General features: G+C 52.8%; 16 protein-coding genes. 10 read left to right on the forward strand and 6 right to left on the reverse strand.

Going from position 1 to position 17,053, the window contains the following annotated elements; all coding sequences use genetic code 11:
• Positions 1–20: 20 nt before the first annotated feature.
• A complete protein-coding gene (locus RSX24_RS22340) occupies positions 21–1,295 on the reverse strand; it encodes an ABC transporter substrate-binding protein (protein ID WP_339275130.1) in 1,275 nt (424 codons plus the stop codon).
• Between the two features lie 332 nt (positions 1,296–1,627).
• Between RSX24_RS22340 and RSX24_RS22345 the strand changes: the two genes are divergently transcribed.
• From RSX24_RS22345 to RSX24_RS22365, 5 genes are all read left to right on the forward strand, one after another.
• Positions 1,628–2,395: a GTP cyclohydrolase II gene (locus RSX24_RS22345; RefSeq protein ID WP_339275129.1), complete on the forward strand. Its 768-nt coding sequence runs from the start codon at positions 1,628–1,630 to the stop codon at positions 2,393–2,395.
• Between the two features lie 239 nt (positions 2,396–2,634).
• Complete coding sequence (locus RSX24_RS22350; RefSeq protein WP_343261820.1) at positions 2,635–3,204, forward strand: glycerol-3-phosphate responsive antiterminator; 570 nt, start codon at positions 2,635–2,637, stop codon at positions 3,202–3,204.
• Between the two features lie 66 nt (positions 3,205–3,270).
• Positions 3,271–4,758: a glycerol kinase GlpK gene (gene glpK, locus RSX24_RS22355; RefSeq protein WP_236413274.1), complete on the forward strand. Its 1,488-nt coding sequence runs from the start codon at positions 3,271–3,273 to the stop codon at positions 4,756–4,758.
• A gap of 394 nt (positions 4,759–5,152) precedes the next feature.
• A complete protein-coding gene (locus RSX24_RS22360; RefSeq protein ID WP_236413272.1) occupies positions 5,153–6,811 on the forward strand; it encodes a glycerol-3-phosphate dehydrogenase/oxidase in 1,659 nt (552 codons plus the stop codon).
• 68 nt (positions 6,812–6,879) lie between these two features.
• Positions 6,880–7,869 (forward strand): Gfo/Idh/MocA family protein, encoded by a 990-nt coding sequence (locus RSX24_RS22365; protein WP_343261821.1) that lies wholly within the window; start codon positions 6,880–6,882, stop codon positions 7,867–7,869.
• A 113-nt stretch (positions 7,870–7,982) separates the two neighbouring features.
• On the opposite strand, the gene RSX24_RS22370 is transcribed toward RSX24_RS22365, so the two are convergent.
• Complete coding sequence (locus tag RSX24_RS22370; RefSeq protein ID WP_236413730.1) at positions 7,983–8,255, reverse strand: winged helix-turn-helix transcriptional regulator; 273 nt, start codon at positions 8,253–8,255, stop codon at positions 7,983–7,985.
• Between the two features lie 443 nt (positions 8,256–8,698).
• Here RSX24_RS22370 and RSX24_RS22375 point away from each other — a divergent pair, with 443 nt between their 5' ends.
• On the forward strand, positions 8,699–9,073 hold the full coding sequence (locus tag RSX24_RS22375) for a DoxX family protein (protein WP_339275121.1): 375 nt from the start codon (positions 8,699–8,701) through the stop codon (positions 9,071–9,073).
• A 155-nt stretch (positions 9,074–9,228) separates the two neighbouring features.
• Here RSX24_RS22375 and RSX24_RS22380 read toward each other — a convergent pair whose 3' ends face one another.
• The 3 genes from RSX24_RS22380 to RSX24_RS22390 form a co-directional block, all read right to left on the reverse strand.
• Positions 9,229–9,738 carry an AbrB/MazE/SpoVT family DNA-binding domain-containing protein gene (locus RSX24_RS22380; protein WP_339275120.1) on the reverse strand — a complete coding sequence of 170 codons (510 nt, stop codon included), beginning with the start codon at positions 9,736–9,738 and terminating at the stop codon, positions 9,229–9,231.
• A 110-nt stretch (positions 9,739–9,848) separates the two neighbouring features.
• The gene (locus RSX24_RS22385; protein WP_236413267.1) at positions 9,849–10,529 is read right to left on the reverse strand and encodes a CidB/LrgB family autolysis modulator; all 681 of its coding nucleotides are present in this window, start codon (positions 10,527–10,529) and stop codon (positions 9,849–9,851) included.
• Positions 10,526–10,897 (reverse strand): CidA/LrgA family protein, encoded by a 372-nt coding sequence (locus tag RSX24_RS22390; RefSeq protein WP_236413266.1) that lies wholly within the window; start codon positions 10,895–10,897, stop codon positions 10,526–10,528. Before RSX24_RS22390 ends, RSX24_RS22385 begins: the two co-directional genes overlap by 4 nt.
• Before the next feature lie 166 nt (positions 10,898–11,063).
• Between RSX24_RS22390 and cidR the strand changes: the two genes are divergently transcribed.
• The 4 genes from cidR (at position 11,064) to RSX24_RS22410 (ending at position 14,407) form a co-directional block, all read left to right on the forward strand.
• Positions 11,064–11,945 (forward strand): cidABC operon transcriptional activator CidR, encoded by an 882-nt coding sequence (gene cidR, locus RSX24_RS22395; protein WP_236413265.1) that lies wholly within the window; start codon positions 11,064–11,066, stop codon positions 11,943–11,945.
• A gap of 61 nt (positions 11,946–12,006) precedes the next feature.
• On the forward strand, positions 12,007–12,864 hold the full coding sequence (locus RSX24_RS22400) for a carbon-nitrogen hydrolase family protein (protein ID WP_236413264.1): 858 nt from the start codon (positions 12,007–12,009) through the stop codon (positions 12,862–12,864).
• A gap of 35 nt (positions 12,865–12,899) precedes the next feature.
• Positions 12,900–13,589, forward strand: a complete 690-nt coding sequence (locus RSX24_RS22405; protein WP_343261822.1) for a GNAT family N-acetyltransferase — start codon at positions 12,900–12,902, stop codon at positions 13,587–13,589.
• A 146-nt stretch (positions 13,590–13,735) separates the two neighbouring features.
• Entirely contained in the window at positions 13,736–14,407 is a 672-nt protein-coding gene (locus tag RSX24_RS22410; protein WP_343261823.1) for a GNAT family N-acetyltransferase, read from the forward strand.
• 352 nt (positions 14,408–14,759) lie between these two features.
• Here the strand turns inward: RSX24_RS22410 and RSX24_RS22415 are convergent, their stop codons facing one another.
• The gene (locus RSX24_RS22415; protein WP_438286871.1) at positions 14,760–16,766 is read right to left on the reverse strand and encodes an LTA synthase family protein; all 2,007 of its coding nucleotides are present in this window, start codon (positions 16,764–16,766) and stop codon (positions 14,760–14,762) included.
• Positions 16,767–17,053: the final 287 nt, after the last annotated feature.

Genomic DNA, 17,053 nt, shown 5'->3' on the forward strand with positions numbered 1-17,053 from the left:
GGCGGTGCCATTCATACAACCTAACGCTGCAGCTCGCGGTCGACGCGCTGCACCGTATCATTCCATACTTGCTGCGGATTGGCATTCTGCTTGGCGATATCGTTCAGGCGCCGCGTAATGATGCCATGCACGGAAGGATACCTTTCGCCAAAGAAGGCAATCGGGACGTGTTGTGCCGATTCGGCAAATACGCTTCCGGTAGCTTGCCCGCCAAAGAAAGGCTCTTCCTCTTTCATGGAAGGCGAATCGAATACGCTTGGCGCGGACGGGAACAGGTTCAACGTCTGGTATTGTTCCAATTGGTTTTCCGGATTTTGCAGCCAGCGAATCAGTTCAAAAGCTTCCTGCGGATGTTCGCTGGATTTAAGAATGGACAAAAAGGATCCGCCATTGTTGCCATCTCCGCCCGGCGCACGGGCTACCCTCCATTTGCCGGACGTATCCGGGGCGGCCTCCTGCAGCACTTGCTTCATCCATACAGCGCCCACGAAGGAGGCGATTTCCCCGTTGTTCATGGCTGCGTTCCAGCCGGGAGTCCACCCGTCGGCATTGGCCAGCAGTCCCTTTTCCTTGAAGGATATCGCGGTATCCCAGCTCGTCTTGACCAGAGGCGAATCCAGGCCAAGGAACGTTCCGTCCGGCTGGAAGTAGCGGTCCGTGCCTTGAGACAACACTTGATTGTAAACGCTACCAATATTGTCGGTCAGAAACACTTTGCCTCCGAACGCATTCTTGAGCTTCTCGCCGGCCGCTGCATAAGCTTCCCAGCTGTTGATCTGACGGGATACTTCATCCGGATCGGACGGCAGTCCGGCTTCCCGGAACAGGTCTTCGCGATAGAACAGGGCGGTTGGTCCCGTATCCATCGGGAATCCGATCATTTGTCCGCTTGGCGTCACGCCTTGTTTCCACTTCCACTCCAGATATTGGTCTTCAATGTCTCCCGCGCCGAGATCATACAGGTTATAGAAACGGTCCTCACTCGGAAAGAGCTCCATGATCCAGTCGTTCAACGCAACGATATCCGGTTCGCCGGAACGGGCTGCAAGCGTGGTTTTGAGTTTGGCTTTGAAGTCGCCCCCGATTTTTTGGGCCGTTAGTTGAATGTTGGGGAACTGCTCCTGTGCCTTGGCTAACAGCTTGTCGTCAATGGAACGGTTCCAATACCACAATGTAAGCGCTACCTTTTTGCTGGTCGCTGAATCGTCCTGCCCTGGCCAAATGGAACACCCGCCCAATAGCAGAACGCATGCCATGAATGCGGCGACCCAGCAAGCTCTTTTTCGGCGGATCATATGCACTACCCCCTTAAGGTTAAGATGCCAACGTGAAGTAAAGTGGATTTTGCCGACTACAACATCATTGTATGAGCAGTTTCTAAACTCATAACCAATATTCCTGAAACGAATCACAAATTTGTGTCCATGATTTAGTTATAGATTTGTCAGTTACTTTAAAAACAAAAGTTACTTGACACCATCTAATTTTTATTTTAAACTTGCTTACATAAAGTAACTAATGATGATGACAATGATATATATCACTGCAGATGCCTATTCAAGTGGTCCGCTTGCCCGGACGCGAATCATAAAATAGCTTTAGAACGCATAGCGGGAGGAACCTTTCGATGATAAATTCGCATACTATACAATTGCTCGCCCCGAAAATACAGACTATTCCAAGTGGAAAAGAATTTATATACTTGGTCGGCCCCATCAAGCTTCCGGTGAATCTGGATGGCGAAACACGCATCTTCCAATGGTACAGCTGGATGAAGGCGGAGAAAGAGATGGACAGCCGCGAACTGATCGAATCACTGGCGGCGGCTGAACTGGCGGAACGTCAACAATCCAGCGTGCTTGTTTACGGCGATTTCGCCCAAGCCGCGGAAGCGCTCATTCGGATGCACAGCATTTGCCATACCGGCGACATTTTTGGCAGCAAGCGCTGCGACTGCGGCTTCCAGCTGGAGCAATCCATGAAGATGATTGCCGCTCACGGCGCTGGAGCTTTGTTCTACTTGGCGAACCATGAGGGTCGCGGCATCGGTTTGTTCAGCAAAGCCATGGCTTATCTGTTGCAGGAAGAAGGCATGGACACCGTAGATGCCAACCTTCAGCTTGGATTCACGGACGATGCACGCAATTACGATGACGCCATCGCCGTGCTGCGCGCACTGCGTCCAGAGCCGGTTACTCTGATCACCAACAACCCTCGCAAGCTGGCTGCCTTGCAGGAGGCTGGACTGAACGTTGGCGGACGTGTTCCGCTCTGGGGGGACCGTTCGGCGTATAACGAGAAATATTTGCAAACCAAGGTCAATCGTTCCGGCCACCTTTCGGAAAGTGATGTTTGGGATGTGGCAGCAAGTTCTCTTCCGCATGCCCAGGCGTAACGAAAGAACCAAGAAGCTTTCGCCGCAGATCATTGTTTGTTAGACCCGCCTGATGCCTGATGAATAGATGCGAATTCATTCGTATAAAAAACAACGAGGAGCCAGTCACTATTGACTGGTTCTTTTTTCATGCACGGAATACTTAAAATTTGAAATAATTTCTCGTATTCGAAAATCTTGCTGACCGACAGTTGTCAATTATACAATGGAACCATCCGAAACATGTAAGGGGGAGCTCCATGCCATTTGAGGGACAATGCATGTTACCGGCGGCCAAAAACATGAAGCAGTTCGAAGCGATCATCGCAGGGCCGTACCGATACGGCATTCTGCTGGATACCCATATCGGCCAGCTTCAGGGCATTTTGAACGAGGCTCGGCGGCGGGACAAAAACATGCTGCTGCATGCCGACCTGGTGCAAGGTCTCAAAAACGATGAATTCGCGGCAGAGTTCCTATGTCAGCAGATCCGTCCGGCAGGATTGATCTCGACGCGGGCGAGCGTGATTCAGAAAGCGAAGCAAAGAGGGATCACTGCGATTCAGAGGGTGTTTCTGCTGGATACGAATGCACTGGAAAAAAGCTATCAGCTGCTCGACAAAACGCGGCCCGATTACATCGAGGTGCTGCCCGGCGTCATTCCGCATATCATTACCGAGGTGTATGAGCGCACAGGGATACCGATTATAGCGGGCGGTTTGATCCGTTCCGTACAGGAGGTCGAGCAGGCTCTTCATGCCGGAGCTCGAGCGGTAACGACGTCCAATGACGATCTGATCCGACACTATGGGAAAACGCTTACAAAGTAACCCGGCGTGAAATCGCAATGAACAGTGCTGTGAACATAACGAATGCGTGCAGGAGGGGATGCAAGGATGGATCAATATATTATGGCCCTTGACCAAGGGACCACCAGCTCAAGGGCAATTTTGTTTAATCGAAACGGGGAGATCGTGCACACGGCACAGCAGGAATTTCCGCAGTATTTTCCTAAACCGGGGTGGGTGGAGCAGAATGCCAACGAAATCTGGAGCTCCATTCTGGCCGTCATGGCTTCTTGTCTGGCGGAGAGCGGCATTAAGCCGGCGCAAATTGCCGGCATCGGCATCACCAATCAGCGCGAAACCGTGGTGGTCTGGGACAAGGAAAGCGGGCGTCCCATCTACAATGCCGTCGTCTGGCAGTCGCGCCAAACGGCGGGAATTTGCGAGGAGCTTAAGTCCAAAGGGCTGGACGACGTATTCCATCGCAAAACAGGGCTGCTCATAGATCCTTATTTTTCGGGAACGAAAGTACGTTGGATCCTGGATCATGTGGAAGGTGCGCGGGAACGCGCCGAGCGCGGAGAATTGCTGTTCGGTACGATCGACAGCTGGCTGATCTGGAAGCTAAGCGGGGGGACGCATGTGACCGATATGTCCAATGCTTCCCGTACGCTGATGTACAACATTTACGAGTTGAAATGGGACGAAGAGCTGCTGGCCATTCTCGATATTCCGCAAGCGATGCTGCCGGAAGTGAGGGGATCCTCCGAAGTATATGCCCACACGACGGAATATCATTTCTTCGGCCACCGGGTTCCGATCGCGGGTGCGGCCGGAGACCAGCAAGCCGCATTGTTCGGTCAAGGCTGTTATACGCGGGGGAGCATGAAAAATACGTACGGAACCGGCTGTTTCATGCTGATGAATACGGGCAAAGAGCCGGTTCAATCGGAGCATGGGCTGATTACCACGATTGCCTGGGGCATCGACGGCGGAGTGGAGTATGCGCTCGAGGGCAGCATCTTCGTTGCAGGCTCGGCGATTCAATGGCTCCGGGACGGCTTGCGGATGCTGCGTTCGTCGCGTGACAGCGAGGACTACGCAGCACGCGTCCCATCGACGGATGGCGTGTACATGGTGCCGGCTTTTGTGGGGCTCGGAAGTCCATATTGGGACAGCGAGGTCAAAGGTGCGATATTCGGCCTGACGCGCGGCACGACCAAGGAGCATTTCATACGGGCGACGCTGGAGGCGCTGGCCTATCAGACCCGGGATGTCCTTGAGGCTATGGAATCGGACTCGGGTATCGAGGTGGGGGCCTTGCGCGTGGACGGCGGGGCAGCGGCCAACGATTTTCTCATGCAGTTCCAGAGCGACATTCTGGGCATGCCGGTAGAGCGGCCTGCAGTGAATGAAACGACGGCTTTGGGAGCGGCTTATCTTGCCGGTCTTGCGGTTGGTTACTGGAAGAGCAGAACCGAGCTGAGCAATCATGAAAATACGGAGCGTTTGTTCCGTCCGAGCATGCCGGAGGAAAGAAGAACGGAGTTATACAAGGGTTGGCAGCGGGCAGTCCGGGCGGCAATGGCGTTTAAATAGACCCGGCGGGCCTTGTTGTGGATATTTGTACTTTATCGACAAAGATATACAATAGCTGTGATTAAATGGTGGAAAATCATTCAAAAGAGGCAGGTTTAATTTTCCTGGTCCGCAGAATTGGGGTAACCATAATAAGGGAAATAAAAGGGTATGTGGGTCATATTGAAATTACACCCTATAGCAAAAGGTGGATTCAAAAATTTTTTGAATAATGTGTCATTTCAGGCCTTCACGCCGCCCAAATTGTGTGGTAGGATTAAGGCACAAGTTAAAAAATGATGTCTGGAGATCGGGAGAGACCACGTAACGCTCAGCTATCGCTGCGGCGCATGACGTGGTCTTTTTTTTGTCCTTTTGCGGAGAAAATGAATGGAAATCAGTGGAGGCGATTCGGATGACTGCAACGTTCTCGGCCGGAAAACGAACCGATGTATTACATGAAATGGCGAATGCACATTTTGACATACTGATTATCGGAGGAGGCATCACCGGAGCCGGCATCGCGCTGGATGCCGCATCGCGCGGACTGAAGACGGCTTTGGTGGAGATGCAGGATTTCGCTGCCGGAACCTCCAGCCGCTCGACCAAGCTGATTCATGGCGGACTTCGTTATTTAAAGCAATTCGAAGTAAAAATGGTTGCCGAAGTCGGACGTGAGCGAGCCGTCGTTTATGAAAACGGACCCCATGTGACGACGCCGGAGCCCATGCTTCTGCCCATTTATAAAACCGGAACGTTCGGTCGGCTGAGCACCTCCATCGGTTTGATGGTTTACGACCGCCTGGCGGGCGTGAAGTACAGCGAACGCCGCCGTATGCTGAATGCCCGTGCCGTCTCGGATATGGAGCCGCTGCTTCGTAGGCAGGAGCTTCTGGGCGGCGGCCTATACGTGGAATATCGGACGGACGATGCCCGCCTTACGATCGAAGTGATGAAAGAGGCGGTGAGCCGCGGAGCTCAAGCCATCAACTATGTGAAGGCCGATGGCTTCATTAAGAAGGACGGCAAAGTCGTTGGCATTCAGGCGACCGATCAGTTGGATGGACGAACCTGCATGCTGCATGCCGACAAGGTGATAAACGCTTCGGGACCATGGGTGGACCGTCTGCGCGAGTTGGACGGTTCCCGCCAAGGGAAGACGCTGCAGCTCACCAAGGGCATTCATCTGGTGTTTGACGGCAAGCGTTTTCCGCTCAGGCAGGCGGTATATTTCGATACGCCCGACGGGCGCATGGTTTTTGCCGTCCCGCGGGATGGGAAAACCTATGTAGGAACGACGGACACGGTATATAAGGATGACCCGGCTCATCCGCTCATCGACGATTCCGACCGGGAGTATGTGTTGGAGGCGATCCGGAACATGTTTCCGGACGTGCGTGTTACGGCGGAAGACGTGGAGTCGGCCTGGGCAGGCGTGCGCCCGCTGATTCATGAGGAAGGAAAGGGTCCCTCCGAGATTTCCCGCAAAGACGAAGTGTGGGTGTCCCGCTCGGGATTGATTACGATTGCAGGCGGCAAGCTTACCGGTTATCGGAAAATGGCCGAAATGGTCGTTGATCTGGCGGCCCGCCAACTGGAAGAGGAAACAGGCCGGTCCGCAGGCCCGTGCATTACGAAGCGGCTGCCCATTTCCGGCGGAGACGTCGGCGGGTCGGCAGGATATGCTGTTTATGCGGAGCGCAAAATCAAAGACGGCGTAGCGTTGGGGCTGGAGCGAGCCGTCGCGGAAAGGCTGGTCCGCACCTATGGCTCCAACGTGGATCGGCTTTATGCACGTTTGTCGGGTCTGCGGGGCAGATCAGAGGTGCACGGCATGCCGATCGAACTTTTCTTGATGGCAAGCTATGCCATGGAGGAAGAGATGGCAGCGACGCCGGCGGACTTCTGGGTACGGCGCACAGGTGCTCTCTTTTTCCGGATCGGGGAAGTTCGCCAATGGAAGGGCGCTGTCGCCGCATACATGAGCCAGGTTTTGCACTGGACGGAGGAGCAGGCCTCGCATTACGGCGAAGAATTGGACCGATTGTTGTCCGAGGTTTCGTTTCGGCGTTAAGGGAGGATTTAGCGAATGGGGGTCGAATGGAACATGTAAGCGTATAACATGGAGAGGGGACTGCAGCGATGACTTTACAGATTGGCATAATCGGCACAGGCTGGTTCAGCAAGGTGCATGCAGATATATTGACCCGGATGGAGGGTGTGCGCGTGGCTGCCGTTCTTGGCACATCACTGGAAAAGGCGGAAGCCATGGCCAACGTCTACGATGCTGGCGGGTATGAAGAGTTGGGACATATGTTGGATGGACAGAAGCTGGATGCGGTCTATATTTGCGTGCCTCCGATGTCCCACGGTGCGATTGAATTGGAATTGATTCGCCGCGGCATCCCGTTCCTGGTCGAGAAACCGCTGAGCACGGGATTGGATGTGCCGCAGCAGGTGCTTGGCGAAATCAGAAAGACGAATATGTTGACATCGGTGGGATATCATTTCCGTTACCAAGGGGCTGCACAGGTGCTGCGGGAAGCGATGCAGAATCAAAAAGTGGGCATGGCCCTTGGCCGCTGGATGGGCGGCATGCCGGGAGTAGCCTGGTGGCGTCGCCAGGATGGATCGGGTGGTCAGTTCGTGGAGCAGACCACCCATATCGTGGACCTGCTGCGCTTCTGCGCGGGCGAGGTGACAGAGGTATACGCGGCCGCTGCGCAGCGAGTCATGCACGAGACTCACGAGAATGTCACCGTGGACGATGTGGCCAATGTCACGCTCAAATTGCAAAGCGGCGCCATCGCAAGCATTGCGAACACCTGCCTGCTCCCGGACGGAGAAGGCGGAGCGGGGCTGCAATTCTACACGGCTAGCGGCGTGTGGGACTGGACGCCTGATCGGCTTCTGCTGCCCGTTGCGGCGCCGCATCCGATGGCCGGCCATGAGATTCCGGCGGGAGCCAATCCGTACGAACGGGAAAATGAAGCGTTCATTCACGCGCTTCGCACCGGCGACCGCTCACGCATTTTGTCCGACTACGAAGACGCTTATCGGACGCAGGAAATCACTGTGGCGGCGCAGGTTTCGCTCGAGTCCGGCCTGCCTGTAAAGCTCCACGTCCGCTAACTCTCCATTCGATAAACGAAAACGCCTGATTCTGAACCGACCCGCAAGGGTCAGCCAGAATCAGGCGTTTTGTGTTAAAGCATGTTGTTTTTGTCGGCAGGCAGCCATAAAGCCTATTTCTTGAGCCACTCCGATGACCAGCCATAAATTTGATTGATGACAGGTTCGATGGCTTTGCCTTTTGGGGTCAGTTCATATTCGACGCGGGGAGGAATCTCCGGATACATGTGCCGCGAGACGATGCCCTCCATCTCCATTTCCTTCAGGCGTTCGGATAATAGTCGGCCGCTGATGGCCATCTCGGCTTCCAATTCGGTAAACCGTTTCGGGCCGGACAGCAGTTGATACATGATCAGCAGCACCCACTTTTTGCCGATGATATCCATGGCCTGAGTGATCAGGCAAGGGCTGGGCGACGCTTTTTTTCTCAGCTTCAATCTATTCACCTCAATTCCGGTAAAGACATATCCATATTTGTATATATAAAGAGCTTGGCTTTCTGTCACTCGAACCGTGGTAAGGGGACAAGCAAGTCAATAAAGAGTTACTACAATTATTACTGTAACATACCTTTTGTATGTATTATACACCATTCCGCAAAAAATTACTTGATTAAATAATGTTATTATTATATACTCGCTTCATAAAAGTAAGTAAATAATAAAAATATAACAATGTATTAAATAATACCAACTAAATTATCGATACTAGAAATTCGTTTTAAAAATAAAGCTGTTTGCTCAGCTATTACATAGATTCTTTTTAATATGCATTTCGTTGGCAGGATGCTTTCGAACATTCAAATATAATGCGTCAGGAGTGAATGGAAATGAAAATGTTGGGTTATATTGCGCTGGTTATTTTGGCAGGGGTGTTCGTGATGACGGGGTTCAACAAGGTAAGCGGATCGGAGATGATGGTGCAGACCTTCGAAGGATTTTCATATCCGGCTTGGACGATGTATCTCATCGGTGCAGTCGAGCTGCTGAGCGCCGTGGGCCTGCTTATCCCGCGTACACGCATGGTTGCGGCCGGTTTGTTGACTTTTATCCTGATTGGGGCTGTGGGCACCCATCTGATATATGGCCAATATGCGGCCTTAGGGTTCCCTGCAATTCTGCTTGTGGCGAATATCATTGTGCTGCTGATCGGAATGCGCCAAATGGAGGAAGAGGAGCTCGACGCTTTTCAGGCGATCTCATAATATGACTTTACACTGAAAAAGAGGAACGCCCGAATCCGCGGCAATCCTCTTTTTTTGGCTTGATGCAAAAAAAGAAGAACCCGCATGTTATTCAGGGTTCTCTTGCAACGGGATCCCGGTCACCCGGAAGTCTCCATATGTTTTTGATGTCGCGATTATAGCAGTTTCTTTAATTGGGAGACGCGTCCTTGGCTGATGCCAAGCTTCTCTGCAATTTGCTGCTGGGCCAGGCCGGGATGCTGTTCAACGATTTCTCTCATTTGCTGCAGCATGCGGGCCGTTTTGGGCCGCAGGTCCGGATACTCGTTGCCGGCTTTCTCGTCCGAATCGGATGAAGCGGCTCGGGCGGATTCGGAAGCAGGACGCTCCGCGGATGCAGGAGATTTTTTCGGTTGAGGAACGAACCATTCGGGAGTGTCTTCCGGGTGTTTTAATTGAGTTGCACAGGTCCGGCAGATGAATTGCTCTTTGAAATACATTTCTGTATCCAGGTTTCCGCAAAACACACACAATGTCGATTTGTACTTTCTTAAAATCAACTCTTTCCCTTCAATGAAAAATTCAAGAGGATCGCCGATATGGATTTCCATCGTATCCCGCATTTCTTTGGGAAGGACAATTCGTCCAAGGCGGTCCAGAGATCTCTTCATTCCGGTTCTTTTCATCGCATCTCCCCCGCAATATTAACTTTGAAAACCTGTCCTTATTGTAAGGAAGAAAGGGCTTTATTACAACAATTATATTTCAAAAAAAAGGGATAATTCCATCTATTATATTACGGAAAAATAAGCTTGGAGAGCAGGGGGGCCACTGCCAAGGTGAATAAGGCGGCGAGCACCATGGAGATGCTGGAGATGGTGCCCGTCAGCGAGCTGAATTCGAACGCTTTGGACGTTCCCGTGCCGTGGGCCCCGGTCCCAAGCAGCGTGCCGCGGGCAATTTCGCCTTCGATGCGCAGCATTTTTACGATGGACGGGCCGATGGTTGCGCCGAGCAAGCCGGTCATGATGACAAATACGGCCGTAACGGCCGGAATGCCGCCGATGGTGGCCGAGACGTTCATCGCAATCGGCGTGGTGATCGATCTCGGAATCAGGCTGTGTACAAGCCCGGCGTCGAGGTGCAGCAGCTTGGCCAGCAGGGCCGAGGACAACACCGCGACCACGGAGCCCGTCATGACGCTGAAGACGATCTCCGAGACGTGTTTTTTGAGCACATGGAAAAACGTATATAACGGAACGGCGAAGGCAACGGTAGCCGGTTGAAGCAAAAGGCTCAGCCATTTGCCGCCCATGCTGTACGTTTCATAATTGGTGCCTGTAGCGATGAGCACCAGCGTGACAATCAACGGTGTGATGAGCAGCGGTGACAAATATACTTTGGGCAGACTGCGGTACATGCGTTTGGCGATCCAGTAAATGCCGACCGTGAGCAGCAAGCAAAGAAATCCGATCATCCCGTATGACGCTCCTTTCTTTTGGCGATTCGGCTGGCGACGAGACCCGTGCAGGCCATCACCAGAAACGTGCTTAACAGCACGATGAACAAAATTTGCAATCCGTCCTGTTCCAGCATCGGCACGTAATTCATGATGCCTACGGCCGACGGAATGAAAAACAGCAGCAGCTCGCCCAGGAGCCAGCCCGCGCCAACCTCGATCCAGCGCAGCTTCACGACGCCGGCCTGGAGCAGAAGGAACAGGATCACCATGCCGAGGATCGATCCCGGGACGGGCAGATGGAGAACTCGGGCCAATTGGTCCATCCCGAGCGAGAACACCATGAGCAGCGCAACCTGCACGATGCCAATGCCCCATTTTTTCACGGTAAACCCTCCTTTGAATATGTGAATGAAGAACATGTTTGTTATGAAAAATGAAAGTAATAAAGCTTTGTCATTTCAAATTTTACAGCGACATCTTTCATGAGTAAAATGCATATTAAGAATATTTATCATTCCATTTATCTATGGAAGGGGTGGGCATATTACGATGGATATTCGCCATTTGCAATATTTTCTCGAGGTAGCGAGACAGCAGAGCTTCACCAAGGCGGCAGAAGTGCTGTTCATCACACAGCCCACGATCAGCAAAACGGTAAAAAGCCTGGAGGACGAGCTGGGCGTGATCTTGTTTGATCGTTACGGCAAAAGGGTGGAGTTGACCGATGCGGGCCATGTGTTTTTCCGTCAGGCGCAGGAAATCGAAAAGTCGTTCCGCAGCTTGTCGTCGGAATTGGACGATCTGATGAACCTGAAGAAGGGACATTTGCGCATCGGTCTGCCGCCCATGGTGGGATCCAGCTTTTTCCCGATGATTATTGGCGAGTTCCACAAGGCATTTCCCCAAGTGACCATCGAACTGTTCGAAGACGGCGCGAAAAAAGTGGAGGCCGACGTGATCAGCGGTGCGCTGGATATCGGCGTGGCGGTGCTGCCCACGGTGGACGAGGTGCTCGATCACTTCGTATTCGTGGAGGAAAAGTTGAACCTGCTCGTACATCCTTCCCATCCGCTTGCCGACAAGGGGACGGTTGCGCTGCGCGAACTGGAGCATGATGCTTTCGTGCTGTTCAGGGAGGACTTCGCGCTGCACGACCGGATTATCGCTGCCTGCCAGGGAGCGGGATTCCAGCCGCGCGTCGTCTATGAGAGCTCGCAGTGGGACCTGCTTAGTTCGATGGTGGCTGCCAATTTGGGCGTGGCGCTGCTGCCGGAAACGATCTGCCGCGAGGTGGACCATATGCGCGTGCGGATCATGTCCGTGGAAGAGCCCGTTATTCCTTGGCAGCTGGGCATGATCTGGCGCAAAGATCGTTATCTTTCGTTTGCCGCGAGGGAGTGGATTTCGTTTACGCAATCGAAGCTGAAATGATTAGGAATATCACGGTTTCATTGGTAAAATGAAATCAGACTATGGAGGAGGTGTTTGTTCGATGAAACTGCGGGTATCCGCTGTGCAATACCATTTGGAAACGATCGGCTCGTTCGAGCAATTTGCTGCTCAGTCCGAGCATTACATACGGGCAGCCAGCGAATTCGGCACTGAATTCGTGCTGTTTCCCGAGTTTTTTACCACGCAGTTAATGTCCATCGGGGATGAGCAGGGTAACGCACTGACCATTGAGGACTTGCCGGATTTCACGGACCAGTATGAACAGTTGTTTACGTCGCTGGCGGCGAAGTATGGCATGCACCTCATCGGGGGAACACATGTCATCCGCCGTGAAGGCAAGCTGTACAACACGGCTCACCTGTTCTATCCGGACGGCCGCATCGCGCGCCAAGCCAAAATCCACATTACACCTACGGAAGTGGATGAATGGAACATGGCGCCTGGCGAAGGGCTTGAGGTGTTCGACACGGATAAAGGCCGGATTGCGATGCTGACTTGTTATGATATTGAATTTCCGGAAATCGTACGCATGGCGAAGGCGAAAGGGGCTGACGTCATTTTCTGCCCATCCTGCACGGATGACCGTCATGGCTTCTATCGCGTCCGTTATACGAGCCACGCGCGTGCGGTGGAGAACCAGGTCTATGTTGTACTCACCGGAACGGTGGGCAGCCTGAAAACGGTTGACTTCATGCGGGCCAATTATGGTCAAGCCGCGATTATTACGCCGAACGACGTGCCGTTTCCGCCGCGCGGCATTTTGGCCGAAGGGGAAATCAATGACGACATGCTCGTAACGGCTGACCTTGATTTGGATCTGCTGTATGAGGTGCGCGAACGCGGTTCGGTTACCACATGGCGCGACCGTCGTACCGATCTGTACACCGATTGGAAATAAACGTGCTTCGATTATGGCAGAAAGGGGGTTCAGCGATGGCTCAGCATGGCTTGTATCGGAAAGAGATGTACATTGCCGGCCCGGATCGGAACGGCAGACCGGCCAAGGCCGTCATTCGCAGCTATGCCGCAGCCGACTTCGACGAGCTGATCCGCATTCAGGCGGAGAGTTTCCCGCCGCCATACCCGGAGGAGCTGCTGTGGAACCATGAGCAGCTCACCAGCCACATTGCGCATTATCCTCACGGAGCCATATGTATCGAAGTGGATGGCGAGCTGGCAGGATCAATGACGTCGCTGCGCATGAACTGGGACCCTGATCACCCGGCGGAGCATACCTGGGCCGAAGTGACGGATGACGGTTATATTCGCAATCATCAGCCGGATGGCAATACGTTATATATCGTCGATCTGTGCGTTCGTCCCAAGTATCGCAAATGGGGGCTGGCCCAGCTTATGATGCAGGCGATGTACCATCTGGTGATCGCTCAAGGGATGGACCGCTTGCTGGGCGCAGGCCGGATGCCGGGGTATCATCTCGTTGCCGGACAGATGTCGGCAGAAGCGTACCTGGAGAGCGTAACCGCGGGAGAGCTTCGCGATCCGGTCGTCTCGTTCCTTTTGCGCTGCGGGCGAATGCCCGTGGGCGTTGCGGCGGACTATTTGGACGACGAGGAGTCCTGCAACTATGCCGCCCTGATGGAGTGGCGCAATCCGTTCAAGTAACGTGCGGCAAAGTACTTTTAAGTCAACGATTCTTGGTTGAATTGGACATTTATACGATAACGATCGGAAGATGTTTCTGACCAAGCAGTGGCTCCGTTTAACAATCATTCATTCAAAAGCATGTAAATGATAAGGAGGCCGTCATCATGGAATATCAACGAATTACATCGATTGAAGACCCGCTGTTCGCCCAGATGCACAACCTGATGAAGGAGATTTTCCCGCCTGAGGAAGTGCTGGACTTCCCGCTGTGGAAGGAACCGCTGGAAGACCCGGGCATCCGCGTATTCGTGGCGGTTCATGAAGGACAGGTTGTAGGTGCGACCGAATATCGCTATTACGAGGACTGGAACGTGGCCATGACCGACTTCACGATCATCGGCCGCGAAGGACTTGGCATTGGCGCATTTCTGGCCAACCACCGGAAGCGTGACCTGCAGGCACTCGCTGCAGCGAACGGCAAAGAGCTGTTCGGCATGTTTGCCGAAATCTACAACCCGTACCTGAGCCAGGATCATTCGTTCGGCGGCATTAAACCGATGGACCCTTACGTACGCCGCGAGGTGCTGTCGCACCTCGGATACAAACGGATCGACTTCCCGTATGTTCATCCGTCCTGGCAGGGAGACGGCGAAGCGGTGGGAGGATTGGATCTATGCTTCATGCCTGGCGACGAGGAGCTGGCCGAGCTCCCGGCTAGCCTGGTGTACGATTTCCTGAACCGGTACTATGCCGTACTGCCGAACAAACCGCAGGAATGGCTGGACATGGCGGCCAAGCTGTCGGAACGGGATACGGTGTCCCTGCTGCCGTTGTAATTCATTGTATGAGACGATGAGCAACATAGAGTAACCGTTCTTAACACAAAATAGCCCGCAGAGCAGTCCGTCATCGGACCCGCGTCTGCGGGCTTTCGACATTTCATGAATATATAAACCGCAAAAAACAAACACACGTTAACGAAGAGGCAGAACCAATCTGGAGAAGCAAAGCGTTCTAAAAGCTTTCTGAAAGAAAGCTGCATCGGAAGCATAGGCTTATCACCGGATTTTCCCCTTAGAAAAGGGGAATCCGAAAAATCTGGGGATAACAGCGATCGGAAGATGGTACTGCACTCGCAGTGCCCTAGTGTGAATGATTAGTGCGGTTTATATAGATTGAATAATGGCGTTATTGATCTTGATTTCGGTCCGGGAGCTGGCTCAGATAACTATTGGACAAATGAATGAGTTCCAGTGCCCGTTCATATTGTTCTTTGGTGATGTACGGCGTGGAAGCGGCCGATGAATTCTCGTCCTGAGCAGTCCCTGCCTGATGATCCTCTGTTTGATCCTCCGATTTTACGGTATCAGCAGCATGAACGTCTTTAGTGTTACCTTCCTCAGCATTGCCATTCACCATCGCCGGAGTGGCTTCATCTTGTGCGGAGTCATCCACGGCCGGTTTCAGCGCAAGCATGTTTCTCGCCGCAGCTTCTTCCAAAGAATAATGGGTGCCGTCCCCATACCCGGTTTTCGGAATAAACAATGACGCATCGTTCAGCACCGATCCGGAAGGCAAATAATAACGCTCCGGCAGCAGGTTGCCGCCTTCCCTCAGCAGATCTTGCCCGAAGTGCAGCTGATTCTCCAAGGACAAACCCGTCAGTCCGGCGATCGTTGGCAGAATGTCGACCTGGCCGCCGATCTGTCCGAGCTGTGTTCCCGGCGCCACGCCCGGCGAAGAGATGATCAGCGGAATGTTGATCATGTCCGCAGACGTATATTCGCGGCCGTAGATCTCTTTCATGAGCGCTTTGTCGTCTTTGTCGAGCGAGTAGATCGGAAGACCGAGGTGATCGCCGTATACGACGAGCAGGCTGTTATCCCACAATCCGCGCTGCTTCAGTCCCTCGATGAAAGTCCCCACAGCCTTGTCTGCATAATGCTGGGACACCAGGTAGTTGCCGGGCAGCGTATTTTTGAATCGTTCGGGAAGGGTCATATCGACCTTTCGTTCAGGCAATTCATAAGGATGGTGCGCCGACATAGAGATGACCTGTGCGTAAAAAGGAGATCCTGAAGCTTGCATTTCCTCCAGTTTATCCAGCGTTTTGGCGTATAACACCTCATCTGATGCGGAGAAAGCAACCGTGTCCTCCGTTCCGAAATATTTCAAATCATAATAATGGTCGAATCCTAGCGCTTGATACAGCTGATCCCGGTTCCAGAAATGAACGTCATTGGTGTGGAACGTCGCCGTCTGGTAACCGTTTGCCCCCATCAGTCTGGGCAGGCTGGGCAGTTCTTTACTGGCATAGACTGTTGAAGCGGCTCCGTTTGGGGGAATATAAAACGACGTATTCACCACAAATTCAGCATCCGACGTATTTCCCTGTCCCACCTGTTGGTAGAAATTCGGGAAATACAGGCTTTTCCGTGCCAATTCGTTCAAATTCGGAGTCACTTCCTGCCCATCCACTTCCAGCCCGATCAGGAAGTTCTGGAATGACTCCAACTGCAGCACGATGACATTACGGCCTTTGGCTGCGCCGGCTTCCACGACGGCAGGCACGCTCGTTGTCTGCTTGAGCTCGTTCACGGCGTTCTGGTCGATCGCCTCCAGCGGGACGGGTTTTTTCGGCCGATCCGCCAGAATCGTAAATGCCTCATACCCGAGAATGCCCATCTGTTCAGCCTGGATAAGCTCGTTCATGCTAGCCCGATTGGGATAAATGTTGAGCAAGCAAACGACTAAGGAGAGCACGAGAATGACGGACGCAATCCGTCTCCGGGTACGCTTCTCAAGTGGAATGCGCCCCGGGAGTTCAAGGCCTCCATGCCGGATGCGACGACGGATCAGGATGCCTCCGATGACGATAATATCGGTGAAAATAAACAGATAATACGGATCAAGCAGGGAGAACATGCTGCTCTTCACCGCAGTGACCTGGTTGACTTGCGCCAGGGCATGGTAATTGACGATGACCCCGTAATATTTGTAATACATAATGGCTGCAAAAAAAATGCCGGACAGGAGCAAATCCAATCCGAGGTACGCCCACATGCGCCGTTTAGCCGCAAACCATTCGATCAGGCAGAAGCAGATCCAGATGAGCGGCAATTCGGTCAACAAGGGCTTCCATACCGGAATATCGTCGAAGATCACGATCCAGGCGAGAGAGCTCTTGATCATCATGATCACGGTGAATAAGATGAACGGTCCGCTTAGAAACCGGCCGAGTGAGCTGCGTGACAAAATACCGCCTTCCCTTCCGTTGTTTCATTTACAATTATTATGCTATGTTCAGGCGAGCCGTGTCAAAAAGCACCAAGCATCATCCTGAAACGAATCGAAACGACCCATCTTTGCGGGGTTGGTCAGGAAACGACCAGGTATTGAATAGAGGTACATGAGCTTCTCCCCCTTATTGTGCATTTCTTTATGGTTTACTACTCAAGATAGCTTATGGTAACGCTGATCCA

Origin of the sequence: Paenibacillus hubeiensis, assembly GCF_032334105.1 — a bacterium.
GTDB lineage: Bacteria > Bacillota > Bacilli > Paenibacillales > Paenibacillaceae > Paenibacillus > Paenibacillus hubeiensis.